General features: G+C 45.2%; 24 protein-coding genes. 11 read left to right on the top strand and 13 right to left on the bottom strand.

Annotation, left to right across the window (positions count from 1 at the left end):
• The 8 genes from M3M37_RS07030 to M3M37_RS06995 are packed head-to-tail and all read right to left on the bottom strand — an operon-like array spanning position 1 to position 7,197.
• Positions 1 to 1,095, bottom strand: a complete 1,095-nt coding sequence (locus tag M3M37_RS07030; RefSeq protein ID WP_252795095.1) for a prephenate dehydrogenase — start codon at positions 1,093 to 1,095, stop codon at positions 1 to 3.
• A complete protein-coding gene (gene aroA / locus M3M37_RS07025) occupies positions 1,095 to 2,393 on the bottom strand; it encodes a 3-phosphoshikimate 1-carboxyvinyltransferase (RefSeq protein WP_252795094.1) in 1,299 nt (432 codons plus the stop codon). The genes M3M37_RS07030 and aroA overlap by 1 nt, the downstream gene beginning before the upstream one ends.
• A gap of 2 nt (positions 2,394 to 2,395) precedes the next feature.
• Entirely contained in the window at positions 2,396 to 2,920 is a 525-nt protein-coding gene (locus M3M37_RS07020) for a beta/alpha barrel domain-containing protein (protein WP_252795093.1), read from the bottom strand.
• A gap of 1 nt (position 2,921) precedes the next feature.
• Positions 2,922 to 4,091: a chorismate synthase gene (gene aroC / locus M3M37_RS07015; RefSeq protein ID WP_252795092.1), complete on the bottom strand. Its 1,170-nt coding sequence runs from the start codon at positions 4,089 to 4,091 to the stop codon at positions 2,922 to 2,924.
• A 1-nt stretch (position 4,092) separates the two neighbouring features.
• Positions 4,093 to 4,371, bottom strand: a complete 279-nt coding sequence (locus tag M3M37_RS07010) for a chorismate mutase (RefSeq protein WP_252795091.1) — start codon at positions 4,369 to 4,371, stop codon at positions 4,093 to 4,095.
• 16 nt (positions 4,372 to 4,387) lie between these two features.
• Positions 4,388 to 5,140, bottom strand: a complete 753-nt coding sequence (aroD, locus tag M3M37_RS07005; protein WP_252795090.1) for a type I 3-dehydroquinate dehydratase — start codon at positions 5,138 to 5,140, stop codon at positions 4,388 to 4,390.
• Positions 5,133 to 6,020 carry a shikimate dehydrogenase gene (locus tag M3M37_RS07000; RefSeq protein ID WP_252795089.1) on the bottom strand — a complete coding sequence of 296 codons (888 nt, stop codon included), beginning with the start codon at positions 6,018 to 6,020 and terminating at the stop codon, positions 5,133 to 5,135. Before M3M37_RS07000 ends, aroD begins: the two co-directional genes overlap by 8 nt.
• Before the next feature lies 1 nt (position 6,021).
• Positions 6,022 to 7,197 carry an MFS transporter gene (locus tag M3M37_RS06995; RefSeq protein WP_252795088.1) on the bottom strand — a complete coding sequence of 392 codons (1,176 nt, stop codon included), beginning with the start codon at positions 7,195 to 7,197 and terminating at the stop codon, positions 6,022 to 6,024.
• Positions 7,198 to 7,784: 587 nt separating this feature from the next.
• Between M3M37_RS06995 and M3M37_RS06990 the strand changes: the two genes are divergently transcribed.
• The 9 genes from M3M37_RS06990 to M3M37_RS06950 all read left to right on the top strand — a co-directional run bounded on the left by M3M37_RS06990 (position 7,785) and on the right by M3M37_RS06950 (position 12,269).
• On the top strand, positions 7,785 to 8,207 hold the full coding sequence (locus M3M37_RS06990) for a hypothetical protein (protein ID WP_252795087.1): 423 nt from the start codon (positions 7,785 to 7,787) through the stop codon (positions 8,205 to 8,207).
• 184 nt (positions 8,208 to 8,391) lie between these two features.
• On the top strand, positions 8,392 to 8,820 hold the full coding sequence (locus M3M37_RS06985; protein ID WP_252795086.1) for a hypothetical protein: 429 nt from the start codon (positions 8,392 to 8,394) through the stop codon (positions 8,818 to 8,820).
• 184 nt (positions 8,821 to 9,004) lie between these two features.
• Positions 9,005 to 9,430 (top strand): hypothetical protein, encoded by a 426-nt coding sequence (locus tag M3M37_RS06980; protein ID WP_252795085.1) that lies wholly within the window; start codon positions 9,005 to 9,007, stop codon positions 9,428 to 9,430.
• The gene (locus M3M37_RS06975; RefSeq protein WP_252795084.1) at positions 9,427 to 9,624 is read left to right on the top strand and encodes a hypothetical protein; all 198 of its coding nucleotides are present in this window, start codon (positions 9,427 to 9,429) and stop codon (positions 9,622 to 9,624) included. The genes M3M37_RS06980 and M3M37_RS06975 overlap by 4 nt, the downstream gene beginning before the upstream one ends.
• Positions 9,625 to 9,880: 256 nt before the next feature.
• Positions 9,881 to 10,306 (top strand): hypothetical protein, encoded by a 426-nt coding sequence (locus tag M3M37_RS06970; RefSeq protein WP_252795083.1) that lies wholly within the window; start codon positions 9,881 to 9,883, stop codon positions 10,304 to 10,306.
• A complete protein-coding gene (locus M3M37_RS06965; protein ID WP_252795082.1) occupies positions 10,303 to 11,070 on the top strand; it encodes a hypothetical protein in 768 nt (255 codons plus the stop codon). Before M3M37_RS06970 ends, M3M37_RS06965 begins: the two co-directional genes overlap by 4 nt.
• A gap of 21 nt (positions 11,071 to 11,091) precedes the next feature.
• Entirely contained in the window at positions 11,092 to 11,634 is a 543-nt protein-coding gene (locus M3M37_RS06960) for a hypothetical protein (protein WP_252795081.1), read from the top strand.
• Positions 11,631 to 11,966: a hypothetical protein gene (locus tag M3M37_RS06955; protein ID WP_252795080.1), complete on the top strand. Its 336-nt coding sequence runs from the start codon at positions 11,631 to 11,633 to the stop codon at positions 11,964 to 11,966. Before M3M37_RS06960 ends, M3M37_RS06955 begins: the two co-directional genes overlap by 4 nt.
• Before the next feature lie 24 nt (positions 11,967 to 11,990).
• Positions 11,991 to 12,269 (top strand): hypothetical protein, encoded by a 279-nt coding sequence (locus tag M3M37_RS06950; protein ID WP_252795079.1) that lies wholly within the window; start codon positions 11,991 to 11,993, stop codon positions 12,267 to 12,269.
• A 140-nt stretch (positions 12,270 to 12,409) separates the two neighbouring features.
• Here M3M37_RS06950 and M3M37_RS06945 read toward each other — a convergent pair whose 3' ends face one another.
• The 3 genes from M3M37_RS06945 to M3M37_RS06935 all read right to left on the bottom strand — a co-directional run bounded on the left by M3M37_RS06945 (position 12,410) and on the right by M3M37_RS06935 (position 17,399).
• On the bottom strand, positions 12,410 to 14,806 hold the full coding sequence (locus M3M37_RS06945) for a phosphoketolase family protein (RefSeq protein ID WP_252795078.1): 2,397 nt from the start codon (positions 14,804 to 14,806) through the stop codon (positions 12,410 to 12,412).
• A gap of 171 nt (positions 14,807 to 14,977) precedes the next feature.
• Entirely contained in the window at positions 14,978 to 15,703 is a 726-nt protein-coding gene (locus tag M3M37_RS06940; RefSeq protein ID WP_252795077.1) for a GntR family transcriptional regulator, read from the bottom strand.
• 121 nt (positions 15,704 to 15,824) lie between these two features.
• Positions 15,825 to 17,399, bottom strand: coding sequence for an Nramp family divalent metal transporter (locus tag M3M37_RS06935; protein ID WP_252795076.1), 1,575 nt, complete (start codon positions 17,397 to 17,399; stop codon positions 15,825 to 15,827).
• 122 nt (positions 17,400 to 17,521) lie between these two features.
• On the opposite strand from M3M37_RS06935, the gene M3M37_RS06930 reads away from it, so the two are divergent.
• Both M3M37_RS06930 and M3M37_RS06925 read left to right on the top strand, forming a co-directional pair.
• Entirely contained in the window at positions 17,522 to 18,019 is a 498-nt protein-coding gene (locus tag M3M37_RS06930; RefSeq protein WP_252795075.1) for an aminoacyl-tRNA deacylase, read from the top strand.
• A gap of 49 nt (positions 18,020 to 18,068) precedes the next feature.
• Positions 18,069 to 19,040 carry a polyprenyl synthetase family protein gene (locus tag M3M37_RS06925; protein ID WP_252795074.1) on the top strand — a complete coding sequence of 324 codons (972 nt, stop codon included), beginning with the start codon at positions 18,069 to 18,071 and terminating at the stop codon, positions 19,038 to 19,040.
• Here the strand turns inward: M3M37_RS06925 and cydC are convergent, their stop codons facing one another.
• A complete protein-coding gene (cydC, locus tag M3M37_RS06920; protein WP_252795073.1) occupies positions 19,041 to 20,780 on the bottom strand; it encodes a thiol reductant ABC exporter subunit CydC in 1,740 nt (579 codons plus the stop codon). It abuts the gene before it with no gap.
• Positions 20,770 to 22,518: a thiol reductant ABC exporter subunit CydD gene (gene cydD, locus M3M37_RS06915; protein WP_252795072.1), complete on the bottom strand. Its 1,749-nt coding sequence runs from the start codon at positions 22,516 to 22,518 to the stop codon at positions 20,770 to 20,772. The genes cydC and cydD overlap by 11 nt, the downstream gene beginning before the upstream one ends.
• Positions 22,519 to 22,527: the final 9 nt, after the last annotated feature.

Below are 22,527 nucleotides of genomic sequence, written 5' to 3'. Positions count from 1 at the left end.
CTAATCCCTCCTCACAATGTGATACTCGGGTGCAAGCGTCGCCTCCGCCCGTTGGGCATCCGCCGCCGTACTAAAGGTCAGCTGTAAAATTCCGTTGACATCCTCACGGACTTCTAAAATCTGCAGGTTAACCAAATTTAGGTGGGCCTGGGCTAATAACGTCGTCACCCGCGCAATGGTTCCCGGTTGGTCCGGAATGTCTAAGAAAAGGTCGTAAAAGCCCGCACCTCGGTTATCATCCTGTTGTTCTAATTGTTGCCGACTTTGCTGGGCGCTTTGAAAGTATTCCCAGAGTGCCGGACCATCCTGCTGGTCAATGGAGGTCTGAACCCGTTGTAACGTTTCGATGTAAGCAGCCACCTGGTCACTTACCACCGGACCATTGTTGAGCAGAATCGACTGCCACATCGTGGGATCGGCCGCCGCAATCCGGGTCATGGATTTAAAACCACCGGCTGCCACGCGCAGTCCCAACGAATCTGACTGCAGTGCCTGCTTACTCTGATTGACCAGTCCGGCCGCCAACACGTGCGGTAAATGACTAACCTGCCCCACCAACCGATCGTGGCGTTCAGGCGTAATCTGGACAAACTTGGCTTTCGTTCCGGCCAGCAAATGTTGTAGTTGCTGGGCTGCAGCTCGTTCGGCACTACTTTGCGGGGTTTGAAAGTAGAAGGCATTTTCAAATAAATCGGCCCGACCAGCGCGTGCTCCCGTTTTATGAGATCCGGCCATCGGATGGCCGCCGACAAAGACCGCAGGGGTGGCCGCTAATGCTTGACTCGCTTCCACCACGCTCTGTTTTGTGCTGCCCACGTCGGTAACAATCACACCCGGTTGAAGTGGCAACTTTGCCAACGCACGCAGTGTTTGCTTAATTTGATCCACCGGCGTCGCTAAAATAATCACATCCGCTTCCGGAGCCCGTTCCAAGCCCGCACTAATGTGGTCTAGCAACTGGTGCTGTTTTGCGTAATCAATTTGAGCGTGATCCTGGTCGCTGCCGATGATGGTCACCGGTTCAGATCCCTGCCGCAGCACTCGCGCCAGCGAACTCCCTAACAAACCAAATCCGTGAATGAAAACCGTTGTCATTAATGATCCTCCCGTAATTGCTCTAAATCAGTGAAAAACTGGGGATAGGAAACCGCCACGGCCTCCTCGTTTTGTAAGGTCAACGGGGTGTGACTCCGTAACGCCGCCACCGCTAACATCATGCCAATCCGGTGGTCCCCGTGGCTATCTAAATCTGAATTCTGGACGTCCCACGCCGGGCGCCCGGTGATCGCCAATCCGTCGGGATACTCGGTCACCGCGACCCCCAGTTTCTCTAGTTCCTTTTTCAGCACTGCAATTCGATCGGTTTCTTTAACCCGTAACTCAGCAGCGCCGCGAATTGTACTAGTCCCGTCTGCCGTAGCGGCTAAGAGGGCCACCAGCGGAAGCTCGTCAATCACCGCCGGAATCTCCGGAGCCGTCAGGTGAATTGGTTGTAACTGACTGCTGCGAACCACTAAATTACCCCGGGGTTCCCCAGTAGTTGGAATCGGTTCGATGGTAACATCCGCGCCCATTTGGTCTAGGACTCGTAGAATCCCGGTCCGCGTTGGGTTTAAGTTAACGTTCGTCAGTTTCACCTCGGACTGCGGAACAATGGTGGCCGCCACCAAAAAGAAGGCGGCCGAGGAGAGGTCCCCAGGCACCACCACGGTCTGCCCGGTTAAGTGTGGCTGTGGTTGCAGTGTGATGGTGCGTTGATCTGTAGCCGTTGTGATGTCCGCTCCAAACTGGCGCAGCATAATTTCCGTATGATCCCGGGTGGGCAGTTTTTCTACCACCACCGTGGGCGTCGGTGCGTTGAGACCGGCCAGGAGCACCGCACTCTTCACTTGCGCGCTGGCGACGTTCAACCGCACCGTCCCGCCGTGGACCGGACCACCGTGGACGTGCGCTGGCAACGTACCAGCTGCGGTGAGGTCAATTCTAACGCCCAGTTCTGCCAGCGGCTGCGTAACCCGTTGCATCGGTCGGCGTTCTAAAGAATTATCTCCTACCAGCTCGCTGGTAAACGACGTGCCGCTCAAAAGTCCCATCAATAAGCGCGTCGTGGTTCCGGAATTCCCCATTGCTAATGGCGTTGCGGGAGCCACGAAGTTGCCAGCGCCTCCCTTGCCGTGCACGATCACCGTAGTTCCCTGCCGTTCAATCGGAACGCCCACGTCCCGCAGTGCTTGTAACGTGTGCTGGCAATCTTCCCCGGCTAACCAATGTTCGATGGTCGTGGTTCCCATGGCCACCGCCCCCAGCATCAGGGCTCGGTGGGAAATACTCTTATCTCCAGGTACCGCGAGCTCTCCGTGCAGTCCGTGGGGAGCTTGCTCTAACTTGCGCATCTTTACTCCTCCTGTTCTTGATAAACCGTCCAGACCATGTCAACGGCCCACCGGTTTAAAATTCGTTCTTGCGGGTCTAAATTAGCTTGATTGGTAATGCAAAATTCCCCGTCGTGCCGATAGGCTTGGTAGGCCGCCCATTTACTCGCAGCAAAACGCAGTTGGTGCTGGTCGTCAATCAACGGCCGAGCTAATTCTGCCGTTGCGGGATGTAAATCGATGAAACCCGTTTGGCGCTGACTCTGGACCAAAACCAACGAATCGAGCGGATGGGAAAAGACATCAACCAACTGCCACCGTTCCAAATAACGATAGTGTAAAGCGCCCCAGTCGGTCCCGTCTGCTAGTTGCAGTGCCGTCGGTAATAAAATTTGCTCCCCGGGGTGCTTCGTGACAGCGGCAATGGCCGCGGCAAAACTGGAATGTAACATGATTTGATATTCATGCTCCGGATGGCGTTTGACATAAGCCTGGGCGGCTCGGTAACAATCAGTGGTTTGTGGTCCCAACGTATGCACCAGCGTCATCTTAATAATCCGCTAGTTCTTGGCGATAAGCGGCTACTTGGTCCTGCAACCGGCCTAACGTACTGCCATCAAAGGTGTCCGTCAGAGCCTTGACCAGTTCAATTGCCACCACGCTTTCGATCACTAGGGAAGCCGGCACAATCGCAGTCGTATCCGAGCGTTCCACGTTGGCTTTCTTGGCTTCCTTGGTGTTTACATCCGCTGTCTGTAACGGCTTATACAGAGTCGGAATTGGCTTCATCGCGGCATTCACGATAATCGGCATTCCGTTCGTCATCCCGCCTTCAAAACCACCGAGGTGGTCACTTGCGCGCGACCAGTGCTCCGTTTCGTCCCAGTTAATCGGATCCATAACTTGGCTCCCGAAACTTTGAGCAGCTGCGAAACCATCCCCGATACTAACGCCCTTCATCGCGTTGACGCCCATCACGGCTGCAGCCAGCTTTGCATCTAACTTAGTGTCCCAGTTAACGTAGCTCCCTAATCCGGCGGGCACGTTTTCAACAATCACCCGAATGATGCCACCAACGGTATCACCATCGCGTTTGGTTTGGTCAATCAAATCGTGCACCGCAGTGACCTCTTCTTGATCGACCATCCGAAGGTCATTTTGCTGAATTGCAGCGGTCACCCGCGCCACGTCATGAGTCGGAACTTGCTCGCCGCCGATGGGACCCACCTGCGTCACAAAGCCCACCAGATCGATGTCTAACTGCCGGAGCAGTTGCTTGCAGATGTTCCCAATGGCCACTCGCATCGCCGTTTCCCGGGCCGACGACCGTTCCAACACGTTTCGGAGGTCGCGGTGCCGATACTTCATCCCGCCTACCAAATCGGCATGACCCGGACGGGGGCGTTCTACCTTTCGCAGCGTGTTCTGCGGTGTTTCTGGAGCGGTCGGATCCATAATCTGACTCCAATGGGCGTGATCGCGATTTTGAATCACGAGTGCCACTGGACTCCCGAGGGTAATCAGGTGCCGAACCCCACCCACGATTTGAACCTGATCGTGTTCGATTTTTTGTCGATTTCCCCGACCATAACCCCCTTGGCGGGCTGCTAACGCGGCGTTAATTTCATCCAAATCCAATTTCAGTCCGGCGGGAACTCCCGTAATAATCCCGGTTAGTTGGGGACCATGTGATTCTCCGGCAGTAACGTAATTAAGCATCCTAATCGTCCTCCATTGTTTGCTGTTCCAATTGTTTCGTCGTTTGCATCAATTTTCGGTAAATTTCTACCACTGCTCTCTGTTCTCGCGAATCAGGAACGGTGGTCTGAACCTGCCGTAAGACCGCTTGTTCTCGCTTTGGGTCAAAAACGGGCCAGCCATGGTGCTGTTTAATTTGTGCAATTTGTTGAGCAGTTGTTAACCGTTTTACCAGTAACGGAATTAGTTGCGCATCAATGCTTTGAATCTCTTGGCGCGCCGTTTCAAGTGAATCCTCCATCCTAATTCCTCCTCTACTACTTTGTTGTTCCGGGAAACGTGGCCAACAACTCACGAACGAGCGCCACATCCAATTGCCCCGGAGCCGATTGTTGTTCTCCAGCGGCAAAGGTCAGCGCCGACCCAAATAAATTGCCGGTAACCCGCGTAACTTTGCCTAATTCTCCCATTGCCATTGTAATGACCGGACACGAAAACCGTTGTCGGGCCTCGTTAGTGGCCGTTAACAGCGTGAGCACATCTCTCGCCGTGTGGGGCATCGTCGCCATTTTCACGACATCCGCTCCGCTTGCCGCCATTGCTTGTAAAGTCTGGCGTAATTCTGCCAAAGAAGGCGTGCCCTGAAAATGGTGTTGACTAAGAATCAGTGGGCACTGGCTCTGTTGCAGTTCTTGCAACGCCGGCAGTGAAATGGTGTTCCACTCCACGTCTACTGCTTGAACCCAAGGAGCCTGAACGAGCCGTTGTAATAACTGCTGATAAGCTGAGCCAGTTAACGTTCCGGCGCCACCTTCCACAACCGTGCGGTAGGTCACTAAGAGGGACAGTGGCGCAAGCAGTTGTTGTAATTGGCTTCCACAGGCGTCAAGTTGCTCCCAATCGGTAACCGCTTGATAGCCATCAATCCGCCATTCAACTAGGTCGGGATTCAGTTTCTTTAAAGTCTGTGCCTGCTTCAATACCACTTCCGTGGTTTCAGCCACCAGCGGAACTGCCACTTGGGTCTCCTCTCCTAACGTTACCGGTCCAATGTGAACTGGTTTAACCATTCTGGCTCCCTTCGTTAAATAAAACTTGGTGAACGTGTGCCACCGGCATCTCCTGTCCGGTCCATAGTTTAAAAGCCGCAGCTCCTTGTTCTAACATCATTTCTAATCCATTCATGACATGCTTCACTCCGGCCTGATGTGCCACCTGCATGAGTTTGGTCGTCCGAGGAGCGTAAACGGTATCATACACAATCAGGTCCTGAGGAAACCAGCTCGGGTCGTTAAGCAAGCTCTGCCCTTCCAGTGGCTTCATTCCCACGCCCGTGGCATCCACCAAGATGCGCGACGTTTGTAGTGACTGCCGTAACCCTGCTTGATCGGAGAGCGGATGCAAATGAGCCGTGGCGTACGTCTGTTCGTTGATAATCTTGGTTAAGCGCTGCGCCGCATCCCATTGCCCATCCTGGCGATTAAATATATCAAACTCACGAACTCCATCTAACGCGGCTTGAATCCCAATGGCCGTTCCGGCACCACCCGTTCCAATCAAGGTCATTTTTTCCCCGCGAATTTCTAACTGATTTTTAGCAAGGGAGCGCATAAAGCCGATTCCATCGGTATTGTATCCGGTCAGTACCCCGTCATCATTCACTACCGTGTTGACTGCATTAATTAATTCCGCGGCGGGATCAACCCGATCCAATAATTCGAGAACAATTCGTTTATTCGGCATCGAAATATTAGTTCCCCGCATTTCTAGCGTGCGCACGGATTGAATTGCAGCTGGTAGGTGGGCTTGATCCACCTCAAAGGCTAGGTAGACGTAATTCAAACCTAAATCCGAAAACGCAAGGTTATGCATGGTTGGTGACATGGAATGGCGAATGGGGGTTGCCATTAAACCAATCAAAATCGTGTGTCCATCAATTTCATTGCGCATGTTAGTGTTCCTTTCTTAATTTAATTGCGACAGTGGCTCCAATTGCTAAGCAAATTCCGAGCACCGCAATTACTACGTTGGCACTAAAAGCTAGTTGCAAGCTGGTTTTGGATAACCAACCACTAATTAACGGAACTAGTAAAGAAGCCAGGCTCCCGAAGAAGTAGAAGGTCCCCGTTACTAACCCGCGGCGATGTGGGTATAAGTTCATGAACCAGGTTAAGCCTAACTGCATGACTCCACTGGCACAACAAAAACCAAACAACAAACTACCAAATTCGGCCACCAGTGGATTCGTCCCAAAGATTACTAATAATAAAGCCACGAGCGTTCCCAAGTTAAACCCGATTAAGAGCCATTTTTCTGATTTTTCCCGTTTTAAATAACCGTACAGGGTTAAGACGCCGACAATCGATCCAATGCTGTAAAGCGATAGCAGCCAATGCGACAACCCGGCAGAAAACTGCAAGTGCTGTTGGGCAAAGAGGGTAATCCACTGCGTGAACCAAATCATCACGGCCATCGCCGTAAATCCGTACAACGCCAAACAAATTGTGGCGACCCGCCGCCGGGTTTCCCCCACATTAGTCTGGTAAGTGGTATCTGTTTCCGTCCCACTTAACGGACGGGGAAAGTGGACGAATAAGAGGTTAATTACGCTAGCTAAAATTAATAGCGCCATTACCACGAAGCTCCAACCAAACCAAAGCTGGTGGGTGGCTAAATTAGTCACCAGCAACGGCAGAATAAATTCTCCAACTGAGATAAAAGCTTTTAAAATGACGGTTCCTGAGCCCCGGCCTTCATTAATCTCTACTAGGGTCGTGTAGGTTCCGGCATCAAGCGCTGAATTACCAATCCCAGCTAATAGGGCCAGGCCATAAGCAATCACTAAGTTCGAGGTCGCTACCATTCCGAGGGCAAAAACGAAATAGCAAGCCAATCCTAAATAAATAAAATTCTTCCGCGAAAAACGATCCGATAACCAGCCTGTCAACGGATAAGCGATTAATCGACCAATTCCGACTCCCGACATAATGTAAGAGACCACTGCAATCGTAGTCTGCCAGCTAGTCGCTAAACTAGTCATGTTTTGGGCTAAGATAATCAGCGCAAACCCATGAATGAAATAATTAAAGTATAAGCTCCAACTTAATCGACGTTTGTGAATTTCCATAAATTACTCCCTCCTTAAACAACAAAAAACCAGCCCGGCTAACCTCAGTTAGTCTGACTGGTTTTAGAATTGCATTCCTGGAATTAAAGGTGCTTCCTGTAGCAATTTGACGATGAGTCCCAGTTAGATTAACTAGAGTTAGCGCATCTAACTGAGTAACTTAAACCTACTCCGCTTAGATACGAACGGTTCCGTTCGCATCTAAATTCTTGCGAACGGCTACTGAAAATAAGCGAAGTTATAAAAGTTGACCCAAATGGTCGTCATCGTTACCTTACGAGTTGGCATGAGTTTAATTCCTTTCTGAAAAGATGATGGCTTTATTAAAACACGAAAATCCAAGGCTGTCAAACTGATTATTATCCTTTTCAACCCCCTTCGAATCATTTAACGGACATAATCATTCGTAATGACAACTTCACCTGCTTTACCATTTAGTTAACCTTAAAATTCTGCTTTCACTATTGAGACGAAACTATTTTTGCTAACCGTAGCAGTATTAATTAAAATTTTGATTTCCTTTTGAACTATATTAAAATGTATTTAGTTTTTATTATAATTATAATTTGATTAAAAGAAGGTCCCGTATGAAAAAACAAAAAAGTAAATTTTCAACCATCTATATTTTAATAATAGTATTTCTACTCATAATTTTAGGAGCTGGTGGAGTTAAGCAAGTACAAAAACATCAGCATAAAGTTGCCATTGAAAAAGCGGAAAAACGGAAAGCTTTGAAGAAGTACGAAACAGAAATTGTGGAAGATTTGGCGAATAACTATGCCGGTATAAAGTCGGTTGAATTTGATAAATATTCAGTTTCCCCTATGGGAACCGTCGAATGGATTTACTATATCAATGGATATAAAACTAATGATGTTTCTTTGTATCAAATGGATGTTGACGACAAGAAACCATATTCAAGCATAATTGGAAAGTTAAATGTCAAAAAAGGAAAAAGTGACTTTAAGCAGATAAAAATTAAATATAACTATGAAGAGGAGCAGCGATGAGCATAGCTTTAATTTATGGGTTATAGCTCAGCTATCTTGTTATGTTTATTCATCTAAAACTAAAAAATATACAAAACAAAATATAGATAACTATTTTATAATAAATTAATTATGATAAAATTTTAACAATCAATTTAAATTATCGTTTGTTTTATTATATAAGCTAATCAGAAGAAGGTTCGGTATGAAAAAAAAGAAGAGCAAAAAATTTTCCATTATCTGCCTTTTAATTGCAGTAGGATTATTGACCATTTTAGGGGTTGGAGGAGTTCATCAAGTTCAAGAACATCAAAGAAAAGTGGCCATTGAAAATGAGCAAAAGCGAAAAGCTTTGAAGAAATATGAAACAGAGATTGTAGAAGATTTAGCAAATAAATATGCCGGTATAAAGTCGGTTGAATTTGATAAGTATGAAATTTTACCCATGGGATCTATTGAATGGAATTACTATATTAATGGATATAAACCAAATGATGCTTCTACGTATCAAATGGATGTTGTTAATGACAAGAAACCATATGCCAGTGAACTAGGAAAATTGAACGTTAAAAAAGGAAAAAGTGACTTTAAGCAGATAAAAATCAAATATAACTATGAAGAGGAGCAGCGATGAGCATAGCTTTAATTTATGGGTCATAGCTCAGCTAGCTTGTTATTTTTATTCATCTAAAACTAAAAAATATACAAAATAAAATATAGATAACTGTTTTATAATAAACTAATTATGATCGAACTTTAATAATCAGTTTAAATTGTAGTTTGTTTTATTATATAAACTAATCAGAAGAAGGTTCAGTATGAAAAAAAAGAAGAGCAAAAAATTTTCCATTATCTGCCTTTTAATTACAGTAGGATTATTGACCATTTTAGGCATCGGAGGGGTTAAGAAAGTTCAAGAACATCAAAGAAAAGTGGCCATTGAAAATGAGCAAAAGCGAAAAGCTTTGAAGAAGTATGAAACAGAGATTGTAGAAGATTTAGCAAATAACTATGCCGGCATAAAATCGGTTGAATTTGATAAATATATGGTTTCACCCATGGGAGGAGTGCAATGGTTTTACTATGTTAATGGATATAATCCTAAGCAACCTTCGTCATACCTAATGTATGACGATGATAAAAAACCATATGCTTGTCGACTAGGTGATTTGAACGTCAAAAAAGGCAAAAGTGATTTTAAGCAGATCAAAATCAAGTATAACTACGAAGAGGATCAACGATGAGCATGCCATTAACGGATCAACAGAATAGATATTTAAGTGATAGGTCTTATGATGTTGATGTAGCTAAAACTGGAAAAGAAGCTATACGTGCGGGTATGGTTTTAACAGACAAAAGTAACCAAAAATATAAAGTTACTAATACTTTAGATGATAAAAAACTGGATTTCAAGGAATGGCAATGGCTCCCTATGTAAATGGGCACCGTGATTATCATAACATTCAAATTGCGATTGCCGGGACGAATGTTAATGAAATTTCAACCAATGTAATCTAAATTTCAACAGCTCAAATCTTTTTTGGTTTGGAAACTTTCATTTATTGTTCATCATCCACTAAATTTGGCATTCGAAAGTTATAATTGAGAATTCATTTTTATATTAAAAATGTTACAATATGATTAAGCAGTTGACTGCTTATTTTTCACATAATTTATTTAAAAGAAGGTCCAATATGAAAAAGGAAAAAAGTAAATTTTCAACTATATATATTTTGATAATAGTAGTTTTACTCATAATTTTAGGAGTTGGAGGAGTTCATCAAGTGCAAGAACATCAAAGAAAAGTGGCCATTGAAAATGAGGAAAAGCGAAAAGCTTTAAAAAAGTATGAAACAGAAATTGTGGAAGATCTGGCAAATAACTATGCCGGTATAAAGTCGGTTGAATTTGATAAATATTCAGTCTCCCCTATGGGGTACATTGAATGGGTTTACTATATTAATGGATATGTATCAAATGATATTTCTATGTATCAGATGGATATTGCTAACGACAAGAAACCTTATGCCAGTGAACTGGGAAAATTGAATGTTAAAAAAGGCAAAAGTGACTTTAATCAGATAAAAATCAAGTATAACTATGAAGAGGATAAACGATGAACGTACCGTTAACTGATCAACAAAATAATGAACTAAGCAACTGGTCCTATAGAGTTGATGCATCTAAATTTGGAAAAAAATCTATACGTTCGGGTCGTGTTTTTATAGATAAAACTAAACAGCAATATAAAGTTATTAATGCTTTAGATGATAAAAAAACTGGATTTCAAGGGATGGCAGTGGCTCCCTATGTGAATGGGAAACCCGATTATCATAACATTCAGATTGCAATTGCCGGGACAAATGCGATGGATGTTAAAGATGATTTTACCGATGCAACTCAGATTCCTGAAGCTCAGAATGCCATTGACACTTTTATATGGAAAACATCAATGTTTACGTCAAAAAAGGGAATTCTTGAATTTATGGTCGTGAATTCAATGAAGAGACAACTAAAACATCCGGTTCGAAACTATGGAGCAGGTGCCACTAAGTCTGGGAAATCACAGTTTTCTGTAGCAAACCGTTTTTATAATAATACCGTTAGTAAGTTAAAGCAGAAAGGCTTTTCAGCAAACGATATTAAGCATGGAACCGGGCATTCTTTAGGAGGAGCATTAATCTTTTATTTGGCTGCTAAACATCACTTCCCCATGACGGCTTTTTCTAGTGCTGATCCAACAAGTAACCTGTCAAGTAAAGACTTGGATTATATCAAAAAGCATCCTGATATGTTTAAAGATTATTATCATAGTTCTGATGTGATTAGTAACTGGCAAGATTCTACTCATTTAGGTAAATATTTCTCAGTAAGCGAGTTTTAGTCAAAAGATGGGAAAAGTTTTATGGGTTTAATGGGTATTATTAATGGACATTTCCTTGATAGTTACCATTTTGAGCATAGAACCGGACAAGTCGTTGCTAGTCCATTTCAAAAATTTGATTTAAAATTACGTTTGCTTCAAGATGAATACCATGATTTGCAAAGCAGTGGAGCGTTAACTGATGCGGATAAGATTATGTTAGATGCAGCGGCAGCAATGGCTTTAACTACTGCAATTAGAGATGGTGCCACGGAAAGTCTTGATGCGATTATTAATAAACTGCACAATGCCGTTAGCGCGCAAAAATCATATTGGCAAAAATTTAAAGAACAAAGTATGATGGCTGCTCCTAATTTATCTTCAGATGAAGTAATGAGTTGTTTAAATGATAATGGCGCTAATTATCATAGTATCGTAGGAAAGTATGAACAGGATGCTAATCGAAGAATTACCAAAGCCCGAACTTTGCGAAATAAATTCACCGAGTGGGCAAGTAAAGTTCAACAGGGAATTAATGAAGTGATCGCTAGTGACAATCAGTTAGCAAAGGAATTTCATTTATGAGTTCAGATTCTAGAAAAAATTACAAAGCAAAAGAACAATGCGAAACTAAATTGGATGATTTAAAGCAAGAATATCATCAAAAACAGGATGAAATTTTTAGTGCGTATCAACAAGGAACCCAATATCTAAATAGACAACACGATAGTGTTTATCATCTGTTAGTTTCGTTGCAATTACCGGATGAAATTAAAAATAAGGCTGGTTATTTGTTTGCTGAATTTGGTGACACGATTATGCGCCAGCGGAATCAAGCTGAAATTAAATTAGACGATGAGTTTCAATTACAACAAAAAGAATTGAACAAACAATTAGATGAATTAGAAGACCAATAGATTAAATAATGAAATGAGCCAATGATGACAATGTTAGATGATCCAATTCTAGATGCTAAAATGATTAAGGATGCAGAGAAAAAATTAGAACGACAGCTAGTTCAGTACATTGGTAGTGGAGCAGTAAGTACAGCTAGCCATCGCTATAAAAGAAAGATTAATGAAGTTAAACATGAGGAAGCAAGGGTTACAAGCAAATTAGATAGTTTAAGCTCGAAAATTGATACTGCCATCAAAGGAAAATGGTCAAAAAAGGTCCAAGCAGTCAGCAAAAAGGAAATCGAAAAAATCACTAGAATTTAAGGTTACCTGATTGCTTTCTCCAGCTATAACTTTATCTACAAAAAATGCCGATACTAATTAAAGTATCGGCATTTTTCATTAAAAACTATATTTGTTATAAAAGAGAGTTTTTTGTTCTCCCCTACAAACTTAGGCAATCATTACTTGTTTAATGGTTCCCATTTCCAGTTTGTTACTTCTGGTAAATCAGTACCAACTTCGCGGATGTAACGGTTGTGCTTGTCTACCATAGCGTTCATCTTTTGGATGAATTCTGGGTGCTTTTCAGCTAAACCAGGCACGTTTTCAACAACATCCTTAGCAAGGTCGAACCGGTCTAATTGGTTCAAGACCCGCATGTCGAATGGAGTAGTGATATCACCGTTTTCACGGTAACCGTGAACATCAACATTGTGGTTAGCACGGTCAAAGAAGATGGTTCTGATGATGTCTTCGAAACCGTGGAAGGCAAACAGAACTGGAGTATCAGTGGTGAAGTAGCTGTTAAATTCAGCATCACTCAAGCCACGAGGGTCAAACTTAGGACTCCGTAACTTCAATAAGTCAACCACGTTGATAAACCGAATCTTCAAGTCTGGGAAGCTCTTGTGCAAGATTGAAATGGCAGCTAATGCTTCCAGCGTTGGTTCAACTCCGGCAGAAGCAATGACGATGTCAGGCTTTTCACCGTTGTCAGTTGAAGCCCATTCTACCTTACCAAGTCCGTTGTGAACTAAATCAGTAGCTTCGTCAATGTTAAACCATTGTGGACGTGGGTGTTTTGAAGTGGTGATCAAGTTAATCTTTTCGTAATCTGAGAAAGCAACGTCAGCAGTAGCTAATAACGTGTTAGCATCAGCTGGGAAGTATTCCCGGATGAAAGCTGGTTTCTTTTCAGCCAAGTGAGTAATCATACCTGGGTCTTGGTGAGTGTAACCATTGTGGTCTTGTTGGAAAACAGTTGACGAATCAATGAAGTTCAATGATGGGTATTGTTTTCTCCACTTCATTTCTGAAGCTTTCCGTAACCACTTGAAGTGTTGGGTCAGCATGGAGTCCACTACTCGACCAAAGGCTTCGTAAGTTGCAAAGAAACCGTGACGACCAGTTAAGACGTAACCTTCTAACCAACCTTCGTCATCGTGTTCGGATAATTGCGAATCAATAATCCGACCGTAGTGAGCCATGTGTTCGTCGTATGGTTCGTCGATTTGACGTTCCCATTGACGGTTAGTGGTTTCAAAGACACCCCAAAGCCGGTTTGACCAAGCTTCATCAGGTCCAAAGGCCCGGAAGTTGTTCGGGTTCTTCTTCATTGTGTCACGAACCCAGTCAGACCAAACGACCATGTCCATTGCTTCAGTAGCACCTGGAGTTTGAACGTCAACAGCGTAGTTTTTGTAATCAGGCAAGTCTAATGGTTGCGGGTCAATTCCACCGTTAGTAATTGGGTTAACTGACATCCGCTTGTCGCCCTTAGGTGCTAATTCTACCAATTCTTCCTTGATAGAACCGTCTTCGTTAAATGATTCTTCTGGTTTGTAGCTTTCCATCCATTTAACAAATTCGTCAGCAGTTTCCATGTTGTCAGAACTTAATGACAATGGAACTTGGTGAGCACGGAAAGAACCTTCGATTGGTAAGCCTTCTGGATTTTCCTTTGGACCAGTCCAACCCTTAGGGGAACGGAAGATGATCATTGGCCATTGTGGACGAGTTGCTGTTTCAGCAGTTTCGTTTTCACGAGCGTTCTTTTGAATGGCTTGAATGTCTTCGATGGCAGCATCCATTGCTTTAGCTAATTTTTCGTTAGCTTCGTCAACGTCAGTTCCGTGAGGTTCGTTCGTTTCAACGAAGTATGGCTTCCAACCTAAACCTTCAAAGTATTTTTGTAAGTCTTCGTCAGAAGTCCGGTTGAAGATTGTTGGGTTAGCAATCTTGAAACCGTTCAAGTTAATAATTGGAAGTGCAGCACCGTCAGTAACTGGGTTAATGAAGCTGCTTGAGAACCACGAACCAGCTAAAGGACCAGTTTCAGATTCACCATCACCGATTTCAACGGCAGCGATTACATCTGGGTTATCCAAGATAGCACCAACCCCGTGAGAAAGTGAGTAACCTAATTCTCCACCTTCGTGGATTGAACCTGGGGTTTCTGGGGCAGCGTGAGAAGCAATTCCACCTGGGAAGGAGAATTGTTTGAACAACTTAGCCATACCCTTTTCGTCTTGGGTGATTTCTGGGTAAATGTCAGAATAGCTTCCATCAATGTATGAGTTAGAAACCATTACTTGGCCACCGTGACCAGAACCTTCAATGTAGAACATGTTGAGGTCGTATTTGTTAATTACACGGTTTAAATGGGTGTAAATAAAGTTTTGAGATGAAATCGTACCCCAATGTCCAATTGGTTTAACCTTAACGTCATCTGCGGTTAAGGGTTCCTTAAGTAAAGGATTGGCACGTAAGAACAATTGACCAACTGATAAGTAGTTGGCAGTGTTCCAGTATTGCTTCATTCTGTCAAGGTATTCTTTTGAATCATAATCTACTGACATGCAATAACACTCCTTTTTAATATTATCAACCTAACGGCTGAAGAAACAGTCTGAATGCGCTCTCATACGCACTCAACTACAACATCTATCTTAACAACTTTTATTGAAAAGTCAAACAATTCAGCAATTGGTACGTATCAATTTATGGAAATTTAACCAAATTATTTCCCCCTAGTTGGGTAGGTCCACAAAGGTGTTATAGCTGAAGTAGGAGTAGTGAACCCGCATCTTCGACAGTTCAAACGGCGTCCCGTTATCCAGGAAAAAAATACCTTCCATGATACCAACCGGTTCGGTCACGGTCAAATGCAACAGTTCCTGATCGTTAGCATTGCTCGGCTCGACCTTTAACGACATCACCGCCTTAGTTCCGGTATGATGCAATTCCTTGGCAAAGTAAGCAAACAAAGACCCGGCCACGATTTCTCTGGTCAACGCCGGCGCAATCTTAATTGGAATGTAACTAGTTTCGATGATAATCGCCTGGTCATTTAGTAAGCGGAGCCGTTTAATCTCGTAGACAAACTCTTCGTCCTGTAAAAACAAACTTTCCTTTACCTCAGTGGGCGCGGGAATCACCTGAAAATCCAACACCCGAATGCTCGGTTCATACCCCTCCGTTTTCAGGTTGTTGGTAATCCCCAGGTTGGAACCCTCATAGCGAAAGATCGATTTGTTCTTTAAGTACAACGGGTTTACAAAGGTCCCCGACCCCCGCTTTTTAAAGATGACCCCCTGTTGGGCCAAAATACTAAGAGCTCGTTTAATCGAACTCCGACTAACCTGATACGTTTCGCTGAGGGTTCGCTCGTCGGGCAAACGATTATTCGTAAACTGGCCGCTCCGAATTTGTTCTTTCAGTTTTTTCATTACTTTTTGATACACTAAATCAGCCACAAACAACCTACCTCATTTTCATTGAATAATTAGAGTATAGCAGAATTAAGCTAATAACTGGAATCCGGCATTAAAAAACGCCCCACTCCTAGATTGGAGTGAGACGTTCCTTTAATTTGTTTTACTCAGCGTCAGCTTGAGCTTCATGTTTGGCTTCCAGCTTTTTGTCCGAACGAATGATATCGTACAGTACCCAAGCCAGTAAGGCCAAGATGAAGATGTTAACCGTCCAGGCAATTCCGTTAGCTAACGAAACTTGACTGGCAGATGGGTTATCTCCGAAGAATCCTTGCACCGCACTCGGCATGTTGTAGATGTTCAAGAACACTAAGGTAATTACAGAAACCCAACCACAAATTTTAATCCACCAGGAGTTCACGAACCGTTTCCCGTGCATTTCCACTGGACTGTTCGTAAACATCAGGACCGGTAACATCGAGAATGGTAAGGCAATCGCCAGAAAGACCTGGGAATTTTCCATCAGGTTGTTGATGTCAGCGTGTTGTGCCAGTTCTGATTTTCCGGCTGACATCAAGACGCAGAGTAATACTGGGATGATGGAAAGCAATCGAGTTACTAACCGTCGCGCCCACAGTGGCATCCGCATGTGAACAAATCCTTCCATGATTACTTGCCCGGTCAAGGTTCCCGTAATCGTGGAGTTTTGCCCGGAAGCTAATAGGGCTACCGCAAACAACGTCGAAAGAATCCCCGTCTTAGCCACTCCAGCCAGTAACCCGTTAGTCATAAAGGCCGGGTTCTTCAAAGCATCGTACAATCCGAAGAAGGAAGTATCTTCTACAACTCCAGATTTAAAGACGGCCACTCCCATGATTAAGAGGAGGGCGTTCACGAAGAAGGCCATTGATAACTGGATGTTGGAATCAAAGGCAGAGAATTTCACGCCACGAGCAACATCGTCTTCGTCACTGTGATCGATTTTCCGCGTTTGGGCAATCGCAGAGTGCAAGTACAGGTTATGAGGCATCACCGTTGCCCCGATAATCCCCAATGTTCCCGTCAATGGTGACATACCGTGGACCACTGGTTTTTCTTTAATCGTGTCTAAACTAGGAACTAACCCTTTCAAAACGCCTAACCAGTCTGGTTTAGACAAGGCCACTTCGTAAGCAAAGACTAAGAAAATAACTAAAATCAAAGCCACCACTAGGGCTTCAATCTTTCTAAATCCAATTGAAGTTAATAGCAACAGGACCAATACGTCCAGTACGGTAATCATTACCGCCCAGACAATCGGAATCCCGAACAGTAAGTAGAGGGCAATCGCACCTCCGATAACTTCCGCGATATCAGTTGCCATAATCGCTAACTCGGTCATAATCCAAAGTACAATTCCGAGCCCCTTACTAGTCCGGGCTCGAATTGCTTGGGCTAAATCCATTTGGGTCACGATCCCAAGTTTAGCTGCCATGTATTGTAATAACATCGCAATCAAACTTGAAATCAAGATGATGGACATCAGCATGAATTGGAAGTTTTGTCCCCCAGTGATGGACGTCGCCCAGTTTCCGGGATCCATATACCCCACTGCCACCAGTGCTCCTGGTCCTGAGTACATGAACAAGGTTTTCCAAAAGCCAATGTTCTTAGGAACTTCGATGGAACCGTTGATCTCATCTAGTGACTTGCCGTTCGCATATTCAACTAAATGGTGTTTCTTTTGTTCTTCTGCCATCCGCAATCTCTCCTTTGTAAATTAAATTGGAATTCAGAACCATTGTACATTATAAAGTAGAGATTGTCATTAAAAATTTCCGGCTGGTAAGTTATGCTAAAATAAAATGGAGGTGAACTACAATGGCGCACAAGAAAAATAAAATTCACAAGACCCTAGTGGAACAAATTTTAAGTCAACACAAGATTCCTTACCAACAAATTATCTTTCCCACCTACAAAGATGGAGACGTCGCCCAATTGGATACCAACGCATCTGATTATCCCGACCACCAAATCTACAAAACCCTCGCGTTAACCGGTAAAAAAACGGGACCCGTCGTCGGCGTAGTGCCCCTGGATTCCCGGTTAAGCTATAAAAAAATGGCGCAGGCTTCTGGCAATAAAAAAGTGGGGATGATTCCCCTCAAAGAGCTCGAACAGACCACTACCTACGAACACGGTGCCAATACGCCAATTGGGATTTACGAAAAGAAGGGTTATCCCATCTACTTTGACGAGAGCGCCCGGAAGCAAGGTGACATCGTGGTCTCCTCAGGTCAAATTGGCCGGTCCGTCCTCGTCAACGCGGAACAAATTGCGGATCTCGTCCACGGTCACTTCGCCGATCTTACCGAATGATTTATTTTCACTCGTTTGCACACTATAGTTAGAAGGAAAACACAAACCAATGGATAAACTAACTCACGTTTTGCCCTCGCAACTTCAAACCGATTTACACGCTGTGGAACAACGGTTACTCCAGTTAAACGTCGAAAATCCCACCCAAAAAGCCGCTCTACAAAAATTAATTACCGGCAGTGGGAAAATGTTACGGGCTACCTTTGTCCTGCTGGCCAGCACCTGGGGACCAGAAACTCCCAACCGTGACCGGGTAATCAACGCAGCGGCCGCAGTCGAAGTCATTCACTTGGCCTCCCTCGTGCACGATGACGTCATTGACGACGCCACCATCCGCCGGGGACAACCGACCCTGAACTCCCAGTTTGGGGAACAAACGGCCATTTATCTGGGTGATTACCTCTTTACCAAGTACTTTGAACTGCTCTTGAGCTATTCAACTGATTTTGCCAACTTGGAATACTGTGTTACCGCCATGAAGGCCGTGCTAGCCGGCGAAATTCAACAAACGGAATTAAACTTTAACTTGCACCGGACGGAAGACGACTACCTGTGTGCCGTCCAGGGGAAAACGAACGAGCTGTTTCGGATTAGCTTTGGTCAGGGCGCCCGGTTAGCTGGAGCTGATCAAGCGACCTGTCAAACGGCCGAGGAATTGGGCAATCAAATCGGCTTTGCCTTTCAAATTTTGAACGACTTGACTGATTTTCGGGTGGATCCCAAAACCGGGTTACCCCGCCTGAATGACGTGCAGGAGGGGACCTACACCCTCCCGATTATTAAGACGCTAGCTAGCGACCGTGGTCCCGAATTAGCCGCCCTATTAAAAAAAGACCACCTCGAACTCGGTGATCTTAATCTAATTGTTCAGTTAGTAACGGAAAGTGGTGGACTAGCAGCCGCGCAAACCATTGGAGAAGGCTACGTGCATAACTCCTTACAACTGTTAGACCAGTTACCCCAAAATTCGAGCACTAAGTTACTGCGTAAGTTACTCCACCGCGTGTTTGCCACACTCTAGTTACTCCCCTAAGTCCATTCGGTACAAGTTACGGTACCGTTCGTTAGTCCGATATAACTCTGCTGGCGTTCCCTGCATCTTCAGGTGCCCGTTTTCCAAAAAGATAATTTGATTAACGTGGTTCAAGCCCTGCAAATGGTGGGTCACCCAAATCATGGTTTTCCCAGCCAAGACGCGGTTAATCGTCGTGATTAACTGCTGTTCGGTAATCGGATCAAGCCCCACGGTCGGTTCATCTAAAACCACCACTGGGTTATCCTGCAATAAAATTCGGGCTAACGCCAAACGTTGCCGTTGTCCCCCAGATAACCGCACTCCATTTTCACTTACATCCGTTTCCAAGCCATTCGGAAGCTCCCTGACTAAGTCAGCGAGACCCACTTCCTGGATGGCTTTTTTGACATCGTCATCCGTGGCTTGCTCATTTCCGATTCGGACGTTGTTCATAATGGTAGTGTTAAATAAGAACGGTTGCTGGTCTAACACACTAAACCACTGATTGGCCACGGTCTGGAGGTCATGCGCCGGTAGCTGGTCAAACCAGACCTGTCCTTGGGTGGGAACCAAACTTCCAGTTAGTAGTTCCAAAAGGGTCGTTTTCCCTACCCCACTCGGGCCAATGATGGCAAGCGACTCGCCCGCCGGAACGGTAAACGACACTTGTTGAATGATGTCCGTGTCCGTCTTGGGATAGTGAAAACTAACGTTCTCAAAGTGAATTTTTTGTAATGAATTAGGCGCTGGTAAACGTTCTGGCTTTACTGGTTGGGGTTTCACCTGGCGGGAGAGATCATTTAACCGGTTCAGTGATTCCTGATACATCGGTCCTTCCTCGGCCGCCTGTGGAACCGCGCCAAAGGAATCCATCAGTGGGAAAATCCCCAGAGTAAAGGCGGCCGCGTAATTGGCACTTTCTTGGTGCCCCGTTAGCGCTAACGCTGCCCAACCAATGGTCACCATGATCATCAGTCCAAATAACAACTTCACCACGAAATCCCGGTTCCATTCAAACAGGTTGGCCTTACGGTTCAACTGGCCAGCAGGTTCATCCTGCTTCCGCACGGTTTGCACGAATTCCGCTTCCCGGCCCGAAATCATCCAGTCGGCAATCCCAAAGGTGGCATCCGTCAGTCGTTGGTAGGAATCCTGTACCAGTTCGCGTTGCCGAACCCGGGTGGCTCCCTGAATCGATTGAGATAGGATGGGAATCACCACCAGGATAATAGCAAATAAAACAAACATCACCAGTGCGTACGGCCAGCTCACGATTCCCATTCCAATTAACAGCACAATTCCAGTTAGATAAGCCACTACGATGGGAAAAATCGTCCGCAGGTAGAAGTTTTCCAGGTGATCAATGTCATCGGCTAAAAAGCCCAGTAGTTTCCCCGATTGAAATTGTTCGCTTAAAAACAAAGCAGAACTTTCCAGGGTCACGTACAGGCGTTTTCGCAGGCTAGACGTAATCTTTAAGACCCAGTTGTGACTGTTGATTCGTTCCAGGTATTTAAACACCGGCCGCCCAATCCCAAACGCGCGGGTTAACAGCACCGGCACGTACACGACCAGGATGTTATAGGGATGAGTTGCCGTTCGGCTGATTAAGTAACCGGCCACAAACATCAGCCCAACCCCACATAAAATCGTGATGACTCCCAGGAAGAAAACCAGGCAGAGCAACTTCCGATACCGCTTTAAGTTGGGACGGACCCACTGGTCTTGTTGCCACTTATTCTGCATTGTTTTCACCTCGAATCTCGTTCACTAGTTCTTGATAAACACCATTCTGTTGCTTTAATTCCGCCGGCGTTCCTTGTTCCACAATCCGACCCTGGTCCATCACTAACACGTAGTCCATCGCGCTCACCCAGTGCAACCGGTGAGTCGAAAAGAGGACCAAATGATTGTGAAAGACCTTGGTCATCGTTTGTTTCAATTCGTATTCCGTTTCCAAATCCAGGTGGGCGGTTGGTTCGTCAAACAATAGAATTGTCCGGTCCGTGTCTAACAACGCCCGGGCCAGAGCAATTCGTTGGGCTTGTCCTCCACTGATTCCCCGGCCTCCTTCACCGATCACCGTTTCTAATCCCTGTGGTAACTCGGCAATGAACGTGTCGAGCCCGGCTTGGTGGACTGCCTGATGAATGGCGACCTGATCAGCATTCGGCTTATAAAAGGCCACGTTTTGGGCAATCGTGCCGGCAAAAATGTACGGGTGCTGGGGAATGTAACTGATGTGCTTTTGCCAGGCAGTTTGCGCCAGACTATCCACGGCCTGACCATCGACAACCAACGGCTGGTCTTTTTCAGAGGCATCCGGTTGTAACCAACCACCCAGCACGTTGAGAAGCGTTGACTTCCCGGCTCCCGACTTTCCGATAATGCCAACGTTCAAATCGCCGTGTAACGTAAAGTTCAGGTCAGATAACGCTGGTTGGTCTGCTTGGGGATAGGTAAAGTTCAAGGCGCGCACGTCTAACTGACTCTCACTCGTCCAGTTTTGAAAATCCACCAGTGGGACTTCGCTATGCGGGGCAGGAATCGCGAGGATCCGGTTAATCTCCGTCAGCGCGTTCTTTCCGTCCAAGGTGGCGTGGTAGTCATCTCCATAGTCACGCACCGGGAAAAAGTAGTCTGGACACAGAATCAGGATGATTAAGGCTGGTAGCAAGGCAATCGAGCCGACGATTAAGGCCTGCCCCAGTAAAACCGCCACGATGGCAATTGAAATCGTGGTGAAGAAATCGAGTGCGAACGTTGACAATAACGCCACCTTCAGCACACTCATCGTACTTTTCCGGTAGTTTTCACTCACCCGGTAGATGTTGTCACCATATTTTTTACTCAAACCAAACAGCTTCAGCGTCTTGAGTCCCCGAATACTATCGACAAAGACGTTCGCCATCTGTTTAAATTCGGCATACTGCTGGTCTGACTTGGATTTGGCTGACAGTCCCAGGATAACCATGAACAGGATAATCACGGGAAACATCAGCAGCAGAATCACGGCCGACAGCCAGTCCACAAAGAAGATGTAAGCCACGATGATCCAAGGAATAATCGCCATGTTAATCGTTTTCAGCACGATTAAATCCAGGTAATTTTGGACCTGGTCCAGCCCTTCTAAGGCCAGCGTGACCACGTGTCCCGAACCAACGTCCGCCACCATCCATGGTCCCAAGCGAAACTCCTGTTGTAAGAGCTGGGCCTTTAACTGATCAACCGCGTGGTCAGCAAAGTTATCCGTAATTTGACTCTCAATTCGGGTAATTAAATACCGAAGGGCGAAAAAAACAAAAAAAGATAGCACCGGCACCACTAGCGCCGCTATCTTTTCTCGCTGCCAAACTACTACGAGCGATCGCGCTAAGAAGACAGCCTCTAACACGATGGTTAGCGCCTGCAGCACGGCAAGCCCACTAAGTTTGCCAATCAATTTTTTAATTCCCGGAATTGATAGTAACTGTTGATCAAACATTTTATCAAT

This window comes from Fructilactobacillus carniphilus (assembly GCF_024029675.1).
In the GTDB taxonomy this organism is placed as follows: domain Bacteria; phylum Bacillota; class Bacilli; order Lactobacillales; family Lactobacillaceae; genus Fructilactobacillus; species Fructilactobacillus carniphilus.
Note: the sequence above shows the minus strand (reverse complement) of the source record. Positions and strands in the feature narration are given on the sequence as shown.

Bases quoted from the DNA above. Each gene is read 5' to 3' on its own strand.
- M3M37_RS07030 (WP_252795095.1), bottom strand. From the start codon at position 1,095: ATGACAACGGTTTTCATTCACGGATTTGGTTTGTTAGGGAGTTCGCTG.
- aroA (WP_252795094.1), bottom strand. From the start codon at position 2,393: ATGCGCAAGTTAGAGCAAGCTCCCCACGGACTGCACGGAGAGCTCGCG.
- M3M37_RS07020 (WP_252795093.1), bottom strand. From the start codon at position 2,920: ATGACGCTGGTGCATACGTTGGGACCACAAACCACTGATTGTTACCGA.
- aroC (WP_252795092.1), bottom strand. From the start codon at position 4,091: ATGCTTAATTACGTTACTGCCGGAGAATCACATGGTCCCCAACTAACC.
- M3M37_RS07010 (WP_252795091.1), bottom strand. From the start codon at position 4,371: ATGGAGGATTCACTTGAAACGGCGCGCCAAGAGATTCAAAGCATTGAT.
- aroD (WP_252795090.1), bottom strand. From the start codon at position 5,140: ATGGTTAAACCAGTTCACATTGGACCGGTAACGTTAGGAGAGGAGACC.
- M3M37_RS07000 (WP_252795089.1), bottom strand. From the start codon at position 6,020: ATGCGCAATGAAATTGATGGACACACGATTTTGATTGGTTTAATGGCA.
- M3M37_RS06995 (WP_252795088.1), bottom strand. From the start codon at position 7,197: ATGGAAATTCACAAACGTCGATTAAGTTGGAGCTTATACTTTAATTAT.
- M3M37_RS06990 (WP_252795087.1), top strand. From the start codon at position 7,785: ATGAAAAAACAAAAAAGTAAATTTTCAACCATCTATATTTTAATAATA.
- M3M37_RS06985 (WP_252795086.1), top strand. From the start codon at position 8,392: ATGAAAAAAAAGAAGAGCAAAAAATTTTCCATTATCTGCCTTTTAATT.
- M3M37_RS06980 (WP_252795085.1), top strand. From the start codon at position 9,005: ATGAAAAAAAAGAAGAGCAAAAAATTTTCCATTATCTGCCTTTTAATT.
- M3M37_RS06975 (WP_252795084.1), top strand. From the start codon at position 9,427: ATGAGCATGCCATTAACGGATCAACAGAATAGATATTTAAGTGATAGG.
- M3M37_RS06970 (WP_252795083.1), top strand. From the start codon at position 9,881: ATGAAAAAGGAAAAAAGTAAATTTTCAACTATATATATTTTGATAATA.
- M3M37_RS06965 (WP_252795082.1), top strand. From the start codon at position 10,303: ATGAACGTACCGTTAACTGATCAACAAAATAATGAACTAAGCAACTGG.
- M3M37_RS06960 (WP_252795081.1), top strand. From the start codon at position 11,092: ATGGGTTTAATGGGTATTATTAATGGACATTTCCTTGATAGTTACCAT.
- M3M37_RS06955 (WP_252795080.1), top strand. From the start codon at position 11,631: ATGAGTTCAGATTCTAGAAAAAATTACAAAGCAAAAGAACAATGCGAA.
- M3M37_RS06950 (WP_252795079.1), top strand. From the start codon at position 11,991: ATGACAATGTTAGATGATCCAATTCTAGATGCTAAAATGATTAAGGAT.
- M3M37_RS06945 (WP_252795078.1), bottom strand. From the start codon at position 14,806: ATGTCAGTAGATTATGATTCAAAAGAATACCTTGACAGAATGAAGCAA.
- M3M37_RS06935 (WP_252795076.1), bottom strand. From the start codon at position 17,399: ATGGCAGAAGAACAAAAGAAACACCATTTAGTTGAATATGCGAACGGC.
- M3M37_RS06930 (WP_252795075.1), top strand. From the start codon at position 17,522: ATGGCGCACAAGAAAAATAAAATTCACAAGACCCTAGTGGAACAAATT.
- M3M37_RS06925 (WP_252795074.1), top strand. From the start codon at position 18,069: ATGGATAAACTAACTCACGTTTTGCCCTCGCAACTTCAAACCGATTTA.
- cydC (WP_252795073.1), bottom strand. From the start codon at position 20,780: ATGCAGAATAAGTGGCAACAAGACCAGTGGGTCCGTCCCAACTTAAAG.
- cydD (WP_252795072.1), bottom strand. From the start codon at position 22,518: ATGTTTGATCAACAGTTACTATCAATTCCGGGAATTAAAAAATTGATT.